The organism is Clostridium sp. UBA5712, assembly GCF_002419845.1.
GTDB lineage: Bacteria > Bacillota > Clostridia > Clostridiales > Clostridiaceae > Clostridium_J > Clostridium_J sulfidigenes.
Genome location: NZ_DIGW01000015.1, coordinates 30,032 through 47,488 on the forward strand (window position 1 = coordinate 30,032; position 17,457 = coordinate 47,488).

Consider the following 17,457-nt stretch of genomic DNA (forward strand, 5'->3'; position numbering starts at 1 on the left):
GATTATTTCTTATAATTAATTGAAATAATCTCTTAAAGTTATATAAAACATATGCATAATAATAAATAGTTTAAGGAGATATATAAATGAAAAAGAAAAAAATGCTTTTAATTTTTCTTATTATTGTGACGTGTATATTAATACTTATTGGAAACTATAAGAATAACTATAATTTAGAAATACAACCACCATCTAAAACATGGAGTAAGGAAGTAAGTATAGCAACTGCAACAACGAAAAATGCTCCAGTAATTTTGAAAGAAGAGAATAGAATACTTGTAGCATATGATAATAATAAAAATCTTAATATTGTTGAAACCAATACTGTAGGAGAAGTTTTGAATAATAAACAATATGAAGTTAATGAAGAATTAATAAACAATGTATTACTCGCTAAAAGTGTAGATGGGTATATACTAATGCTTAACTCTATAGAAGATTGTGAGGGATACTTATTAAAGGTATATATAGATAAAGATTTAAATGAGGTTAGTAGAGAGAATATTAAAGGAATAAATAGTACTTATCAATTAGATAATAACAATATAGTAGTTGCTTACAAAGATAAACTTGAGATAATAAATACAGTAGAAGATAAAATGATATCTATTCCAGCAAAAAATACAGACATGCTTTCAGCCAGTAAGAATAAAGACGGTTTTCTAATATGTTACATGGAAGACAACTCATATATTAAAGCAATTACATTTAATGAAGATAGGGTTTCAGAACCTATATTAGTGGAAGAAATAGCTAAGAATAATAGAGTTACTTATAAGAATATGTCCTGTTCTTCAGATAGAGAAAATGGATATACAATGTTTGAGCAATATGTTAAAGGTGAACTTCACTCTTGTAGGTTATTCGAGTTTCCTATAGCTGGAGGTGAGGTTAAGGAAAGTAAACCAAGAATTAATGAATCAAATGAACTAATAAATGCTATAGGAACTTACTCTGACGAAGAAGGTGGAAAGTTCTTTTCTACAATAGATAACTCTTATGGGAAGAAAGAGGAAAGAAGAGGAATAGCATCCTTTGTTGTAAAGGATGGTAAGATAAATAAAGTTGAGCCAGTTACAAGAACAAGAGGAGTATGCATTAATCCTTATGTAAACGAGGATTATATTAGTTACTTAAGTTTTAGAGATGAAGATTTATATGATGTTGTCATAGCATCAACAGATGAAGGATTTAAGGCTGTAAATAATTTACCAAGAGAGTCAGAGAAGAAAAGTGCACTTACTTATACTATTGAGGGACTTATGAATAGCTTTGTATCTATAATAATTGTTGGATTCCCATGGATAGCAATAGGTTTAGTTTTAAGTGGAGCAGTTACATTCCTAGACTATAAGCTATCTAATAAGCAAAAGAAGATTGCATATATAATAGTAGCTATATTAACAACTTGTGCAAAGATCTTTTTTATAATAAAAATGTTCTATGTTAAATATGTATATATGTTACCACCGGCTATAGCCCCTATTTATGTTGGTATTGTCTTATGTATATTAATAGCAGTTATAACATATAGTTATGGATACTGTACTTATACAAGTGAATTTGAGGGAATATTTATATCAAAATTTGTTTTAAGTTTATTAATTGATGCATTATTAACTTTGATGATATATGCTCCATTAATAATATAAAAATTTAAACCGTCATATCTATTTTAAACTTCTAATAGTTATAGATATGACGGTTTATTTAATAATCACAGTACTTTTGTTATACTCAATAAAATGATCTATAGAATAGCTAAAATCCTGTTTATAGAATAGGAGATAGTAGTCTAGATATAGCTTCCTTGAATTTAATTATTAGAGATCTATTAGAATAATGTTCAGGAGTGAGTAAAGTACTTTGCAATATATCTGATTCAAAGGCTTTATCAACCTCAGAAGTAGTTATTGTACCATATATTATGGCATTAACTTCAAAATTTAGATTAAAACTACGTATATCCATATTAGCAGTTCCTATAGTACACATTTTACCATCTATTGATACCATTTTGCTATGAATAAATCCATTGTCATAGGTGTAGCATTTAGCACCACATTCTACAAGTTCCCAAATATAGGACTTAGATGCCCAATAAATAAATGGATGATCTGGCTTACAAGGTATTATAATTTTAACATCTACACCAGATAGGCATGCTATTTTAAGAGCTGTTAAGATACTTTCATCTGGAATAAAATATGGAGTCTCAATATAAATGGAATTTTCAGCTTTGCTTATTAATTTAAGGTAAGTATTTCTTATACTACACCACTCAGAATCAGGTCCGCTAGAAATTATTTGAACAGCTGTATTATCTATGTATGGTTTTCTAGGAAAATACCTTTCTTCCATGAAAAAGTCTTTTTTGCTCGCAAAACGCCAATCCATCAAAAATCTGACTTCTAGATAATTTACAGAGTCACCTTGAAGATGAAGATGAGTATCTCTCCAAAAGCCAAATTTCTTAGATAGGCCTAAATATTCATCTCCTACGTTTAAACCTCCAACAAAACCATGTTCTCCATCTACAATACAGATTTTCCTATGATTTCTATAGTTTATTCTCACATTTATATAAGGTATAAAAGGTGGAAAAAAGCAATACACTTCTCCACCGGCTTTTACCAGTGGATCAAAAAAATGCTTTTTATTATGAATGCAACCCATACCATCGTAAAGAAGTTTAACTTCAATACCTTCCTTTGCTTTCTTCACTAAAAGATTAAGTATTTCAGTGCCTAGATTATCATCATTAAAGATATAGTACTGAATATGAATAAAATTTTTGGCATTCTTTATACAATCTATCATGATAGGAAATTTTTCATTTCCATTATTAAGAATATCTACTTTATTGTTATTAGTAACAATAAAATTATCACTATATAGATTTAAATTTATTACATCATGATATTCTTTTAATAGAGAGTTATTATTAACTATAGCTTTGTCGCTGAGAAGGCGCTTTTGCTCTTCAGAGAATTGCATAAGAACAGATTCTTCTTCCTTTTTTAGAACAAAGAATTTTTTGCGACGAAGATTTTGACCAAAGAATAAATACATTATAAAACCAATAAATGGTATAAACAACATTATCATAAGCCATGTCCAAGTATTACTAGTATTTCTCTTTTCAAATATAATTACAATTATAGCAAAAGCAATATTTACAACAAATATAAGGTTTATAATATTTAAAAAAACAGTATAATTATCCATAAAAACTCCTTATTATAATATAATAATTAAATTTTAGCATAACATATAAAAAATACATATAAAAAACTATAAAAACTATATAATTATTATAATAATAAAAGTATAATTGAAATTAGTGTTTGCAACATGTATAATTCTATGCTATAAAACTAGTGTAACATAAATAATATAGTATAACATAAAATAAACGGGAGGGCAAAATGAAGGAGTTTTTTAACAAAAGTGAACTTAAAAATTATCTAATGATAATGGTTGGTATAACAATACTGGCTATAGGAATAAACGTATACTATTCACCACAACATTTAGTTACCGGAGGAGTATCAGGTTTAGCTATTATATTAGATTATGTATTTAGCATTCCACTATGGTTAACTAATGTAATTGTAAATATACCATTATTTATAGTAGGAATAAAAATAAAAGGGATGGATTTTGCAAAAAAATCTATATTTGGAGCAGCTTTTGTATCTGTTGCCCTTTGGTATACTAGTTTTATCCCGCCGGTTCAATCTGACTTATTAATATCAAGTGTATTTGGAGGCCTTTTTGTAGGAGCTGGAGTTGGATTAGTATTAAGATCATCTGCATCAACAGGAGGTACAGATTTACTTGCAATAATTATAAAGCATTATTTGAAGAAAATACCTATAAATCAAATAATGATGTGCATAGATGGAATGATAATAGTAGTAGGTTTATTTGTTTTTGGCGTAGAAAAAGCCATGTATGCATTGATATCTATATTTATAGTTTCTAAAGTAGTAAATACCTTAGTAGAGGGTGTAAATTACTCTAAAGAAGTACATATAATCTCAGAAAAGTCTGGTGAAATAGCACAAGAATTAATGAAGCACTTAAATAGAGGAATAACAAGCATAAATGGTAAGGGTGTATATACTGGAAAAAGTAAAGATATATTGTATATTGTATGCTCTACAGAAGAATTAATTGAGCTTCAAAGAATTGTAAAAGAAGTAGACACTGAAGCTTTTATAATAATAAATGATGTAAGAGAAGTAGTAGGAAGGGGATTTACTCAGCCACAGTATGATGGATACAAAGAAGAAAAATAGAACATTATAGAAGGATTTAGAAAATAAGTATAGAAACTATTTAAGTATAGAATGTATATTCAGTTTTGAAAGGATAGGTGATTAAAATGAATATAAAAGTGGAGAACTTAAAAAATGTTCAATCACATAATAATTCCAAAGGTATATTTTTATTTGAAAGTTATATGGAACTACAACAAGGGTTTCCATGTGATAAATTAAATAATATCCTTAGTTGCTTAAGTGAAAGTAAAGAGTTCACTGGCAAAAAAGGAGATTTATATACACTAACTAATATAGAAGATGGATCTATACAAAAAACTATACTTGTAGGTCTTGGTGAAAAAGCTAAGTGTAAAGTAGATAATGTTAGAAATAATACTTCTAAGTTAATCAAGGAAGTAATCAAACAAAAAATAAAAACTCTAGATTTACATGTGAAATCTATGGATTGTTGTTGTAATTATGAAAAAGTTAAAGCTATTACTGAATCCATTATAATGACTACTTATAATTTTGATAAATATAAAAGTGATAAAAAAGAAGTGCTATTAGAAGAAGTAAGAATTATATTTCATGAGGACCAAGATTTAGCTAAATTAAATGAAGCTGTAGAAGAAGGAAGACTACTTGCAGAAGGAAATTTAATTTCAAGAGAGCTTGTAAATGAGCCTGCTAATATTTTAACTCCAGAGGCATTATCTAAAAAAGTTCAGCAATTAGGCCTTGATCATGGATTCCAAGTTGAAGTATATAATAAAGAAGAAATTAAAAACTTTGGTATGGAATCATTTTTATCCGTTGGCAAAGGTTCTTCAAATGAACCAAAGCTAATTGTAATGAGATACATGGGTGATACTGATAATAAAGAAAATATATTAGGTCTTGTAGGTAAAGGATTAACCTTTGATGCAGGTGGATATTGCCTAAAAACTGCAGGAAGTATGTGGACTATGAAGAGTGATATGGGGGGAGCAGGTGCTGTTATCGGTGCCATGTCTACCATAGCAAGAAAGGGATTAAAGAAAAATATTGTAGCTGTAGTGGCTGCTTGTGAGAATTTAATTTCAGGAGATGCATATAGACCTGGAGATATAATTAATACTATGAATGGTAAAACCATAGAAATTATAAATACAGATGCTGAAGGCAGATTAACTTTAGTAGATGCAGTTACTTATATAATAAGAAAAGAAAATGTAACTAAGGTAGTTGATATTGCTACTCTTACTGGTGCTGTAGGTGGTGCTATAGGAAGTGCCGCTACAGGAGTTGTAACTAATGATGATGAATTCTACTCACTTTTAGAGGAAGCTTCTTTACATTGTGATGAAAGAGTTTGGAGATTCCCAACCTTTGATGAATATAAAGAAAAAATAAAAACTGGTAATGCAGACTTAGTTAACTCAACTGGCCCTGTAGGTGCAGGAGCAATTACAGCAGGATTATTTATTGGTGAATTTGTAGAAGATAAGCCATGGTTACACCTTGATATTGCAGCTACAGCTTTCACATCACAGACACCAAATAGAGAATATTTCTCAAAGGGTGCAACAGGAGTAGGGTCAAGATTATTATATGAAATTGCTAAAAAATATTAATAAACATAAAAAACCTGTGGAAACACAGGTTTTTTAATGATAAAAGAGTATAACTTTGAATTTATAAAGTTATACTCTTTCATTATGTAAATATTTAATTATAAGATACCTTCATTTTTAAGAACAGATTCAATTTCTTGAACTTTCTTAGCAAGAGAAATAAAGTTTTCTTTTATCATATCCTCAGATACAGAATTAAATTTAATATTTTCTTCTAGTTTTTCAATAGTAGAAAGTGCTTCATCAATCTCTTTTTGCGCTTGCTTTAAATTAGTTTCATTCATAAAAAATCTCCTTTAGTTGTTTTATTTAATCTATACATTAAATGTTATCATTGAGAAGATTTAAATTCAACTATAAATTTATTGAAATGAATTATAGGAGTTAGTATAAGACTTATCAATTTTGCTACTATGAAGGGAGTATACTTCTCCATTAACTAAATCAACAACTTCTACAAGACCAGAATTATCATAAACTTTTCTAATGAATAACTCTCTATTGTTATAATAACCAGTAGCTCCAGGGTTTTGATTTTTCATTTCTATTATTTCGTTTAAATCCATAACATAATATACCTCCTAGTATGATTTTTAATAGTTTTTCCTAAATTGACAGTTTTTATGCATGATAAAATAGAGGATAGAATTTTCTATATAATAAAAAATCTAAATATTGTTTAAAGGAAGAACATATACATTACATATAAATATATATTAATTTATTAAAGATATAGGAGAGTTTGTATGATAAATGTAATATGGTTCGGAATTTTATTTATAGGTATAGCTTTTGGCGTACTTACAGGAGATGGAGAGCTCTTATCTAAAACCATAGTATCAACTACATCAGATACAGTTAAGCTTATTATAGAGCTATTAGGAATGATGTGTCTTTGGTGTGGGGTGATGAAAATTGCGGAGAGAAGTGGCCTTACAGACAAATTAGCCAGATTGTTAAAACCTATACTTAGAATAATCTTTAAAGAAGCAGGAAAAGATGATAAGGCTTTAGGAGCTATAGTTATGAATCTTACAGCTAATATGTTTGGATTATCTAATGCAGCAACTCCTTTTGGTATAAGAGCTATGGAGGAAATGGATAGAATAAATGGGCATAAAGATGTGGCAAGCAACGATATGGTACTATTTCTAGTTTTAAATGCAGCCTGTATTCAATTTGTGCCAACTACAGTTGTTTCTATTAGAGCTGCATTTAATTCTGGAAATCCAGGTTCAATAATTCTACCAGCACTATGTACTACAACCTTTGCATCTATACTTGGAATTATTTTATGTAAGTTTTTACAAAGATACTTTTAAAGGAGGAAAATGCCGTGGGAAATATATTTGATTATTTTTTAAAGGGAATAATTCCAATAATTATAGGTGCTGTAGTACTATATGGCATTATTGCTAAGGTAAAAGTATATGAATGTTTTGTAGAAGGATCTAAGGAAGGTATAAATGTATGTGTAAGGATTTTCCCTTATCTTTTAGCTATGCTTATAGCAGTAAATTGCTTTAGGGCTTCAGGGGCTATGGATTATGTTATAAACTTAATAAAGCCAGCTGTTAACGTGGTAGGTATACCTCCAGAAATCGTTCCGTTAATATTTATAAAACCACTATCAGGTAGTGGAGCAATTGGGGTTTTCACAGATATAGTAAAAAGCTATGGACCAGATTCTTTCTTAGGATTTCTATCATCTATAATAATGGGTGGTACAGAAACTATATTTTATACTATTACTGTGTATTTTGGAGCTGTTGGTATAAAGAAGGTAAGACACAGTTTATGGGTAGCTCTAATAGTTGATTTATGTGCTGTACTCTTAGCAGTTAATTTAGCAGTAATGTTAATGAGATAAAGAAATTTGTTAATACAGGGGAGGAGTTTAATTAAAAGTATAGAATTTGCCTATATATAACATATTTTGTAAAGTATGATATATAAGTAGATTCTAGATGGGAGAAAAAGTTATGGATGTTTTTATGGAGAATTTTTTTTATCTTCTTATCTTGTTTTTTATAATAGGAGCTGTAGTTGCAACAATAAAAAGAATTTTACACTAGAGAGGAATTAAATTATATAAGAGATTACTTAAGAAAATAATAGTAAATGAAACTGCCTAATAAAGAGCATTAGCATACTTTATTAGGCAGTTTTTAATATATAGCTATCAATATTTTAGTCTAGCTTTGTTATATGACTATTGATAGGCTTCAGTTTCTTCACATAGAATATATAAAGAAGAAGTCCATCTACAGACCATTGAACAAAACATATAATCCAGAACACAGTTATTGATGTGCCTAGTAAATAAATGAATATAAATACTAGTGGAAGTCTTATAAACCAAGAGGTTACGAAGGCTATAATAAATGGAGTTTTAGTATCACCATAACCTTTGAAAATTCCACCTACAATCATCGATAGTGCCATGGCAGGCTGTTCTGCAGCAGCTATCATTAAACAAGCTGCTCCAAGAGAAATAACTTCTGTATTACTACTATCTATAAACATTTTAATAAGTTGTGCTGGGAATATTAAGAATAGTAATGTAAATATGCACATTACACCTATTCCTAAAATCATAGCAGTACGACCATACTCTCTAGCTTTTTTATAGTCGCCTTCACCAACTTTATTTCCAACTAGAGTTGTAGCAGCAACGGCAAATCCCCACCCAGGCATAAAAGAAATAGATTCTAAGGTTAAAGTAATTTGGTTAGCAGCAAAGGCGATGGTACCAAGATGCATAATCATCATACTTGTAAAAAGTCTAGCTAAACTATAGGCAGCTTCTTGCATTCCAGCAGGTACAGATAAAGAAGTAATATTTTTTATTCTAGCACCGCTGAATTTCTTTAAGTACTTAAATTCAATTTTTATTAGAGATTTTTTATAGGTATATATAGCTGAATAAATAAATCCTGATATATTAGCTATAGTTGTAGCAATAGCGGCACCCTTAACTCCAAGTTCTGGAAAACCAAGTAAACCAAATATTAATATAGTATCTAATGAAAGGTTAACTACAAGCATAACAATAGAAACAATCATTGGAGTTTTAGTATTTCCATAGGATCTATTAACAGCATTTAACATACTAGATAACATATTAAAGGGCAAGCCAATACATACAATGTTTATATAAGTTGTACCTAATCCTATTATGCTTGGCTCAGCACCAGCTAGAACTAACAATTTTTTACTAAATAAGAATATAAATAGTGTAGTAGCCATACTTACTAGGAATCCTAAAGAAAATCCTAAGGTTGCATATTCATTAGCCTTATCTAATTCTTTAGCACCGTATCTTCTTGCTACAATTGAAGTGATTCCAACAGATAAGCTTTGAGCAACTAAAATATTAGTAAAGGTATAAATAACTTCACTAGACATTCCTACAGTACTAACAGCAATATCCCCTCCATATTGACCTATAAGCATAGTATCAACAGTCCATATCATTGTATATAATAACATTTCTATTACAGCTGGTAAGGATAGTTTAAGTACATCCTTTACTGTAGATTTATTTAAATAAAGGTTCTTTTTTAATAATTCCATATAACTACCTCCTTTAAAAAAATACCCTTTTAATTGCCTAATAATAATGTAAGAAAATTATGGCACATATATAATGATAATTCATATTTCCAAAAAAAAATAGATGTAATACAAATAAAAATAAATAAAGTATAAAAATTCATAAAAGTGAATAAATTACTATATAAATATATACCTATATAAATAGCTGTATATAAAACTATAAGGCTAGTTAAATAGTTAACTATTTGTTGTGCTCATGCGGGTTTCAGGGCTATTCTACCCTTTGAAGGTGTGATTAAACATATATCTAAAGGGAAGTTATGAATAATTATATTGCTACTATTTAATAATATATTAATAAACATAATATATTAATTATACCGTTGACATAAAATAATTATAGTATTATCATATTAATTAATATTGATATTTAATGCGAAGAAAAGAAGAGTACTAAATGAAATTTTCTAAAGAGAGCTAGAATAGGTGAAAACTAGCGAAAAAGAAGTTTAGGAACATGGTCTTGGAGCAGATTTTCTGAAGTGTAGTCACCAAGGAAAATAGGGAAGTCCCCCTTATAGGACAAAGTAATAAAGGCTAAGGCTAAGTTACTTATTGAGGTGTCTACTGTGAAGTAGATATGAATTAGAGTGGTAACACGTATATAACGTCTCTATGTAGAAATATTTCTGCATAGAGATTTTTTTTAGACTTAAAGCCAAAAGATATAATAAAAATACAATAATTTTAGGAGGAAGAAATATGACAAATAAACCATTTTATATTACTACACCAATATACTATCCATCAGCTAATCTTCATATAGGAAATACTTATACAACTGTGGCAGCTGATGCTATAGCGAGATTTAAAAGATTTACAGGTCATGAAGTAATGTTTTTAACAGGAACAGATGAACATGGTCAAAAGCTTCAAAGAATAGCTGAAGACAAGGGCGTTAAACCAATAGAATACATAGATGAAATAGTATCTGGAATTAAAGATCTTTGGAAGCTTATGGACATTAGTTATGATAAATTTATTAGAACTACTGATGATTATCATAAAAGCTCTGTACAAAAAATATTCAATCAGCTATATGAACAAGGAGATATATATAAAGGCTCTTATGAAGGTTGGTATTGTACACCTTGTGAAGCTTTCTGGACAGAGACTCAAGCAGTAGATGGAAAATGCCCAGATTGTGGTAGACCAGTAGAAAAGGCAAAAGAAGAAGCATATTTCTTCAAAATGTCTAAATATGCAGATAGACTTTTAGAGTATATAGAATCTCATCCAGACTTTATACAACCAGAATCAAGAAAAAATGAAATGGTAAATAACTTCTTAAAACCAGGATTACAAGATTTATGTGTATCAAGAACATCTTTTGATTGGGGAATACCGGTTGAGTTTGATAATGGTCATGTAATTTATGTTTGGATAGATGCTCTTTCAAACTATATAACTGCATTAGGTTATAACCAAGAAAACACGGAGCTTTATAAGAAGTTCTGGCCAGCAGATGTACACTTAATAGGAAAAGATATATTAAGATTCCATACTATATATTGGCCAATTATGTTAATGGCATTAGGATTAGAGTTGCCAAAACAAATATTTGGTCATGGATGGCTTTTAGTTGATGGTGGTAAAATGTCTAAATCTAAAGGAAATGTAGTAGATCCAGTGATACTTGTAGATCACTTTGGAGTAGATGCTGTAAGATATTACCTACTACATGAAATACCTTTTGGTTCTGACGGACTTTTCAATAATGAAATATTCATAAAGAAAACTAATTCAGATTTAGCTAATGACCTTGGAAATTTAGTTTCAAGAACTGTAACTATGGTAGAGAAATACTTTGGAGGAGTAATTCCAGCTCCAGATGTTAAGGAGGCTATCGATGAAGCATTAATTTCCGTTGCATTAGAAGTACCTAAGAAGGTTGAAGCTGAAATAGAGCATTTAAGAGTTTCTGATGCACTAGATCATATATGGACATTAATTAGAAGAACCAATAAGTACATCGATGAGACAACTCCTTGGATATTAGGTAAGGATGAAAACTTAAAAGGAAGACTTGCTACAGTTCTTTATAACTTATGTGAAAGTTTAAGAATAATATCTTCTTTAACTTCAGCATTTTTACCAACAACAAGTGCCAAAATAAATGAGCAATTAAATATTTCTAATTTTACATGGGAAAGTTTGACTTCTTTTGATGGTACTGTTGCAGGAACTAATGTTAATAAGGGCGCTGTAATATTCCCAAGAATAGATGTGGAAGCTAAAATAAAAGAACTTGAAGAAATCGCTGAAGCAGCTAAAAAAGCTGCACAAAAAAGAGAAATAACTCCAATAAAGGAAGAAATAACTATAGATGATTTTGAAAAAATTGACCTTAGAGTAGTTAAAGTTTTAGAATGTGAGCCAGTTAAGAAAGCTAAAAAACTTTTGAAATTTAAGGTAGATATGGGTGGAGAGATTCGTCAAGTTATATCAGGTATTGCAATGCACTGCAAGCCAGAAGAGTTAATTGGAAAGAACGTAGTCTTAGTTGCTAACCTTAAACCTGTAACTTTAAGAGGTGAAATATCTCAAGGTATGATTCTTTCTGCAGCTACAGATGATGATTCAAAATTATGTGTAGTAGATCCAGGTGACATTGAATCAGGTTCAATAGTACGATAATAAAAAAAGTTACATCCTTTGGATGTAGCTTTTTTTATTATATAATTAAAGGTAAATAAATCATTGGGGGAATTATATGGGAAAGGTAAGAATAACTGTTTTAGAAAGTAAGTGTAGGTGTGGATATCATAAAAAAGGAGACATATATGAAGTGGAAGATATTTGTCCTCCTATTTGTCATGAATTGTGGCAAAATATTTATCCAAGTGTATATACTTTACTTAATGGAGGAGATTTAGATTTTGGAGATGAACGTAGAAAGATGTTTCAGCTTTCATGTCCAGATGGAGGAAGGGTGAAAGTTAAGGGAGAAGTTATAGAATAAAAAAATAGAAGGCCTGAGTATTTAGAAAAATTCAGGCTTTCTATTTTTGAAATATATTGGTTTAACATTACATAGATGGCATAATAAAAGAGCTTCTTTAAAATTGTTATTAATAGCAGAAGGGTTGTGGGAATCAGAACCAATAGTTATATACTTTCCTCCTAATTCTTTATATCTACTATAGATTTTTTTTAGATTATCAAAGGTTACATTGCTTTTTATTCTACGAGTATTTATTTCCATAGCAGTATTAGTATCAATACAAGTTTTTATAACACTATCTATTAAATCATTATATTTATCATAGTAAATCTCACTATCACTTACAGGTGCGTATCTGGATATATAATCTATATGACCTAAAGTATCTATGTAAGGATGAGTTTTTATACAGTCACAAATTTCTTGAAAGTACTTAATTAGAACTTCTCTATAGGATAAGCCTTCATAAATATCCCAGTATCCAATATCAATATTGCTTATTGTATGCTGAGAACCTATAACCTGATCAAAGCCATAGGAATTTATAAGCTTTTCATTATCTTCTTTATAATCTAGAGACATTCCAACTTCTATACCTAATAATAGATTATTACTTCTGTATTCTCCGTATTTTTTAAAATAATCGTCTACATTAAAACGAAATCCAGCTTCCTTAGGATAATTTAAATCCATATGGTCTGTAATAACTAAACCTATGTTGTGTTTACCTGCTGTATTAATAGCATCAGTTAGCTTCATGTTAGAATCAGTAGAAAAACAAGTATGTATGTGGCTATCAAAAATCATAAGATTACCCCCTTAAATATTACTATATAATTATAACACAGTATGAAATTTACTCCTTTGGTATCATGAATAAATTTACATATGTTGGATAAAATCTAAATACCTTACTAGCTTTTATATTTATCCGATGACTACCAGTTCTAATGCTCTCATCTTTTTTGAAGAGAGAATAAAGAGCTGCTACGTCCCTGGATAACGATTTCCCCTAAAGGACAACGAATTCTAAGTATCAAATAAATTGATACTTAGAATTCTGTTAGTAACCTTCAAAGGGAGTAAAAAACTCCCTCTGAAGTAAAGAACTCTGTTTATTAGTGAATTTTAGCTATGGACAAAGATTAATTTACCATATATGATAAATTAAATGATAAAGATGGAATTGATAAAAATTTAACTTATGAAAGCGGGGATAATATGATATTTGATTCACATGCTCATTATGATGATGAACAATTTGATGATGACAGAGATGTTATTTTAAAAGAGATAAAAGATAAAGAGGTTATAGGCGTAATAAATTGTGGTTCTAGCTTGAAGGGTCTTGAAATGTCTGTAAAGTTAGCTGAAGATTATGATTTCATTTATGCCGCTGCGGGAATTCACCCAGAGAATGCTGATGAATTTAGGGATGAAGTTAAAGAGAGAATACGTAGCTTGGCTAAGGACAAGAAGATAGTTGCAATAGGAGAAATAGGATTAGACTACTATTGGGAAGAAAACCCTTCAAGAGAAGTACAAAAGAAAGTTTTTAGAGAGCAAATGGCTATAGCTAAAGAATTTAATTTGCCTGTTATAATTCATGATAGAGATGCCCATGGAGATACCCTAGAAATATTAAAGGAATTTCCTGATGTAATAGGTGTAGTTCACTGCTTTTCAGGAAGTGTAGAATTCTCTAAAGAATGTTTAAAATTAGGATATTATATAGGGGTTACTGGAGTAGTTACTTTTAAAAATTCTAAGGTAATAAAAGAAGTGGTAAAGGAATTACCCCTAGATAGGTTATTGGTAGAAACTGATTGTCCATATATGGCACCAACACCAAATAGAGGAAAGAGAAATCAATCAAATTATATAAAGTTTATCATAGAAGAAATAGCTAACATTAAAGGTACAAGCAGAAAACAAATTGAAGAAATTACAATATTTAACACAAAAAGCTTGTTTAATTTAAATTAGTGAGGTATAATTTGAAATATAAATTTGAAAGTGTAGTTTTAGATATATTAAATTATAGATATAAATTTCATTAGTTTTTAAGTCAAATGTATATAAAGAATAAATGAACTTATTTTTGCATATGTATAATATAAACCTGTACTTATCACCCCGGAAAGACTGAAACTAAAACACAGAAAAGCTATTATTTTAATTATTATTTTATTATGCATAGTATGCATTAAGTTCAGTCAATTCAATGATTAGAGTGCTAAATTTGACATAACTATGGTATCTAATATATAATAGCAAAGTACTCTTGTCTGAGGGAGGTAATCTTTATGATGATTAAATTCAAAGATAAATTGAAAAGCAATTTTTCAATTTGGCCAAAGACGGTGTTCGTTGTTGTATTAATTCTATTAAGTGCCGCAGTTACTATTTGGGGGTTAAGGAATACCGTTGAAGTAGTAGTTGATGGTCAAAAAGTAGAAATAACTACATTATCAAAAAATTTAAATACTATACTAGAGAACAACGGCATAACAGTTGCTCAGAAGGATAAAATTTCTGTGGAACTAGACAGCGAAGTTAATGATGGTGACATAATTTATATTAATAAGGCAGTAGATGTAGAAGTAGTGGTAGACGGAAAAAACTTATCAATAGCATCAGCAGAGAAAACAGTAGAAGATATGTTAGAAGCTGAGAATATTAAAATAAGTCAAGAGGACAAGATAGTTCCGTCTATGGATGAAAATCTACAAGCAGGTATGACTGTTGAGGTTACAAGAGTAAAGAAGGAGCTTTTAAAAGAAGTTCAACCAATAGCTTTTGAAACTGAAACAAGAAAAAACTCTGAACTTAACCAAGGAGTAGAAAAAGAAGTTCAAAAAGGCTCTATGGGTGAGAGAACTATCACAACAGAGGTTGTGTATGAAAATGGTAAAGAGGTTAATAGAAGAGTTGTAAAAGAGGTTGTTAGTAAAAATCCTATAAATAAGATAATAGATATAGGAACCTTAGCTGTTGTAAGACCATCACGTGGTGGCAATGCAAAAGACTTTGCATATTCAAGTATGATATCTTGTGTATCAACTGCATATACTTCCGATAGGGGAGATTCAGGTACTATAACAGCAACAGGTACAACTGTTAGACGTAATCCAAATGGATACAGCACTGTAGCTGTAGATCCAAGAGTAATTCCATTAGGAACAAAACTTTATATCGAAGGATATGGACTTGCCATTGCAGAAGATACAGGGGGAGCCATAGTAGGTAATAAGGTTGATGTGTATGTTAATAGCTATGATGAAGCTGTTAACTGGGGAAGAAGACAGGTTAACGTTTATATTTTAAAATAGGAGCATAGGCTCCTATTTTTTTATTTCAGATGCCTAAAATTAAATATGCTATGATATAATTACATTGAGAAATTTTAAAATACAAAGAAATATATAAACAGAGTTCTTAGCTTCTTCGAAGCTTTAGAAATCGTTATCCAGGGACGTAGCTGCTCTTTACTCCCACTTTGAAGAAGATGGGGGGGGGTTAGAGCAGGTAGTCATAGGATAATTTTTATATAAAGGTTACATAATATTTTATATAGCATAATGCAGGACGGAGGCTTTTATGATTAAGGAAGTAATAGTGGTAGAGGGACGAGATGATGTGACAGCTGTAAAAAGAGCTGTTGATGCTGAAGTAATATCAGTTAGTGGATTTGGTATAAATAGTAAAGTTATTGAAAGAATAAAAGAGGCTAATAAGAGACAAGGGGTAATAGTTTTAACAGACCCTGATTTTGCTGGAGAAAAAATAAGAAGAATTATAGCTAAAAGAGTCCCTAATATTAAGCATGCTTATATAACTCAAAGTGAAGGAAGAAAAGGTGATAATATAGGAGTTGAAAATGCTTCACCAGAAACTATTATCAAGGCTTTAAATGGAGCAAAGTGTGAATTAAAAGAGCCTAGACATGAGTTTACTATACAAGATATGCACTATTTTAGATTAACAGCAGATAAAGATGCTAAAAAAAGAAGAGATGCTATTGGAAGAGAATTAGGAATAGGGTATAGTAATACAAATCAGCTATTAACTAGATTAAATAATTATGGTATATCTAAGGATGAGTTTGTAGAAGCTATGAAGAAGGTAGATAAGGAGATTTAGTATGGATAAATTAAATACAAAAGAACTAGTTGAAAAATATAATTTTAAGTTTACTAAAAGGTTAGGACAAAATTTTTTAACTGATTACACAGTGCTTGAGGATATTGTAGAAGGTGCAAATATAACTGAGAATGACTACGTAATAGAGATAGGTCCAGGTGTTGGAACTTTAACTAGGGAGTTACTTAAAAGGGCTAAAAGAGTTACTAGTATAGAGTTAGATTCTAGATTAATACCTATTTTGGAATCAGAGTTATCTAGTTATGAGAATTTTAGTTTAATAAATAAAGATGCTTTAAAGGTAAATTATAGAGAACTAATAGGTGAAGAAAAAAGTGTAAAGGTAGTAGCTAATTTACCATATTATGTAACTACGCCTATAATAGCAAATCTTTTAAATGATAAATTAGATATAAAATCTATAACTATTATGATTCAAAAGGAAGTTGCAGAACGAATTAATGGAGAACCAAGTACTAAAGAATATGGAGCATTTACTCTACTTGCAAAGTATTATTGTGATACAAAAATTATAAGGAATGTACCTCCAAGTTGTTTTATACCATCTCCTAAAGTAGATTCTATAGTTATTAGATTAGATAAATTAGATAAACCTAGAGTTGAAGTGAAGGATGAAAAACTTTTCTTTAATATAATAAGGCAGTCTTTTAATATGAGAAGAAAAACTCTATGGAATAGTATGAAGGCTATAGGATTATCTAAGGAACTGCAAGAAAAGGCTTTTGAAGATGCGGGTATTAATCCAACTAGAAGAGGTGAAACTCTAACAATAGAAGAGTTTGCTACTTTAGCAAATAAGATATACGAGATTCGCCTTAAATAGACGAATCTTTTTTCTTATAAAAAT

Annotated in this window: 16 protein-coding genes and 1 other annotated feature; of the genes, 11 read left to right on the plus strand and 5 right to left on the minus strand. The window is 29.7% G+C overall.

Translation table 11 applies throughout. From position 1 onward, the window contains the following. The first annotated feature begins 86 nt into the window (after positions 1 to 86). Complete coding sequence (locus B3B03_RS12700; RefSeq protein WP_346877495.1) at positions 87 to 1,652, plus strand: hypothetical protein; 1,566 nt, start codon at positions 87 to 89, stop codon at positions 1,650 to 1,652. 121 nt (positions 1,653 to 1,773) lie between these two features. On the opposite strand, the gene cls is transcribed toward B3B03_RS12700, so the two are convergent. Next, positions 1,774 to 3,228 (minus strand): cardiolipin synthase, encoded by a 1,455-nt coding sequence (cls, locus tag B3B03_RS12705; RefSeq protein ID WP_346877496.1) that lies wholly within the window; start codon positions 3,226 to 3,228, stop codon positions 1,774 to 1,776. Between the two features lie 200 nt (positions 3,229 to 3,428). Here cls and B3B03_RS12710 point away from each other — a divergent pair, with 200 nt between their 5' ends. Continuing rightward, on the plus strand, positions 3,429 to 4,304 hold the full coding sequence (locus B3B03_RS12710) for a YitT family protein (protein ID WP_346846939.1): 876 nt from the start codon (positions 3,429 to 3,431) through the stop codon (positions 4,302 to 4,304). 86 nt (positions 4,305 to 4,390) lie between these two features. Next, positions 4,391 to 5,884 (plus strand): leucyl aminopeptidase, encoded by a 1,494-nt coding sequence (locus B3B03_RS12715; RefSeq protein ID WP_346877497.1) that lies wholly within the window; start codon positions 4,391 to 4,393, stop codon positions 5,882 to 5,884. 98 nt (positions 5,885 to 5,982) lie between these two features. Here the strand turns inward: B3B03_RS12715 and B3B03_RS12720 are convergent, their stop codons facing one another. Beyond that, the gene (locus tag B3B03_RS12720) at positions 5,983 to 6,168 is read right to left on the minus strand and encodes a hypothetical protein (RefSeq protein ID WP_035130839.1); all 186 of its coding nucleotides are present in this window, start codon (positions 6,166 to 6,168) and stop codon (positions 5,983 to 5,985) included. Positions 6,169 to 6,246: 78 nt separating this feature from the next. Further along, positions 6,247 to 6,450 carry a hypothetical protein gene (locus B3B03_RS12725; RefSeq protein WP_035130841.1) on the minus strand — a complete coding sequence of 68 codons (204 nt, stop codon included), beginning with the start codon at positions 6,448 to 6,450 and terminating at the stop codon, positions 6,247 to 6,249. Positions 6,451 to 6,630: 180 nt separating this feature from the next. Between B3B03_RS12725 and B3B03_RS12730 the strand changes: the two genes are divergently transcribed. Together B3B03_RS12730 and B3B03_RS12735 are read left to right on the plus strand one after the other, a co-directional pair. Then, positions 6,631 to 7,206 carry a nucleoside recognition domain-containing protein gene (locus tag B3B03_RS12730; protein WP_346846941.1) on the plus strand — a complete coding sequence of 192 codons (576 nt, stop codon included), beginning with the start codon at positions 6,631 to 6,633 and terminating at the stop codon, positions 7,204 to 7,206. Positions 7,207 to 7,220: 14 nt separating this feature from the next. Continuing rightward, positions 7,221 to 7,754, plus strand: coding sequence for a spore maturation protein (locus B3B03_RS12735; protein ID WP_346846942.1), 534 nt, complete (start codon positions 7,221 to 7,223; stop codon positions 7,752 to 7,754). Positions 7,755 to 8,074: 320 nt separating this feature from the next. Here B3B03_RS12735 and B3B03_RS12740 read toward each other — a convergent pair whose 3' ends face one another. Beyond that, entirely contained in the window at positions 8,075 to 9,460 is a 1,386-nt protein-coding gene (locus tag B3B03_RS12740) for an MATE family efflux transporter (RefSeq protein WP_346846943.1), read from the minus strand. A 411-nt stretch (positions 9,461 to 9,871) separates the two neighbouring features. Next, positions 9,872 to 10,120: a binding site (T-box leader), on the plus strand. Positions 10,121 to 10,204: 84 nt separating this feature from the next. On the opposite strand from B3B03_RS12740, the gene metG reads away from it, so the two are divergent. Further along, the gene (gene metG / locus B3B03_RS12745) at positions 10,205 to 12,139 is read left to right on the plus strand and encodes a methionine--tRNA ligase (protein WP_346846944.1); all 1,935 of its coding nucleotides are present in this window, start codon (positions 10,205 to 10,207) and stop codon (positions 12,137 to 12,139) included. A 76-nt stretch (positions 12,140 to 12,215) separates the two neighbouring features. After that, complete coding sequence (locus B3B03_RS12750) at positions 12,216 to 12,464, plus strand: TIGR04076 family protein (protein WP_346846945.1); 249 nt, start codon at positions 12,216 to 12,218, stop codon at positions 12,462 to 12,464. Between the two features lie 21 nt (positions 12,465 to 12,485). On the opposite strand, the gene B3B03_RS12755 is transcribed toward B3B03_RS12750, so the two are convergent. Continuing rightward, entirely contained in the window at positions 12,486 to 13,253 is a 768-nt protein-coding gene (locus tag B3B03_RS12755) for a histidinol phosphate phosphatase (RefSeq protein WP_346846946.1), read from the minus strand. 414 nt (positions 13,254 to 13,667) lie between these two features. On the opposite strand from B3B03_RS12755, the gene B3B03_RS12760 reads away from it, so the two are divergent. The 4 genes from B3B03_RS12760 (at position 13,668) to rsmA (ending at position 17,433) form a co-directional block, all read left to right on the plus strand. Continuing rightward, the gene (locus B3B03_RS12760) at positions 13,668 to 14,432 is read left to right on the plus strand and encodes a TatD family hydrolase (protein WP_346877498.1); all 765 of its coding nucleotides are present in this window, start codon (positions 13,668 to 13,670) and stop codon (positions 14,430 to 14,432) included. 320 nt (positions 14,433 to 14,752) lie between these two features. Then, positions 14,753 to 15,778, plus strand: coding sequence for a 3D domain-containing protein (locus tag B3B03_RS12765; protein WP_346846948.1), 1,026 nt, complete (start codon positions 14,753 to 14,755; stop codon positions 15,776 to 15,778). Between the two features lie 268 nt (positions 15,779 to 16,046). After that, positions 16,047 to 16,589: a ribonuclease M5 gene (gene rnmV / locus B3B03_RS12770; RefSeq protein ID WP_035130849.1), complete on the plus strand. Its 543-nt coding sequence runs from the start codon at positions 16,047 to 16,049 to the stop codon at positions 16,587 to 16,589. Between the two features lies 1 nt (position 16,590). Further along, a complete protein-coding gene (gene rsmA / locus B3B03_RS12775) occupies positions 16,591 to 17,433 on the plus strand; it encodes a 16S rRNA (adenine(1518)-N(6)/adenine(1519)-N(6))-dimethyltransferase RsmA (protein WP_346877499.1) in 843 nt (280 codons plus the stop codon). The last annotated feature ends 24 nt before the right edge of the window (positions 17,434 to 17,457 follow it).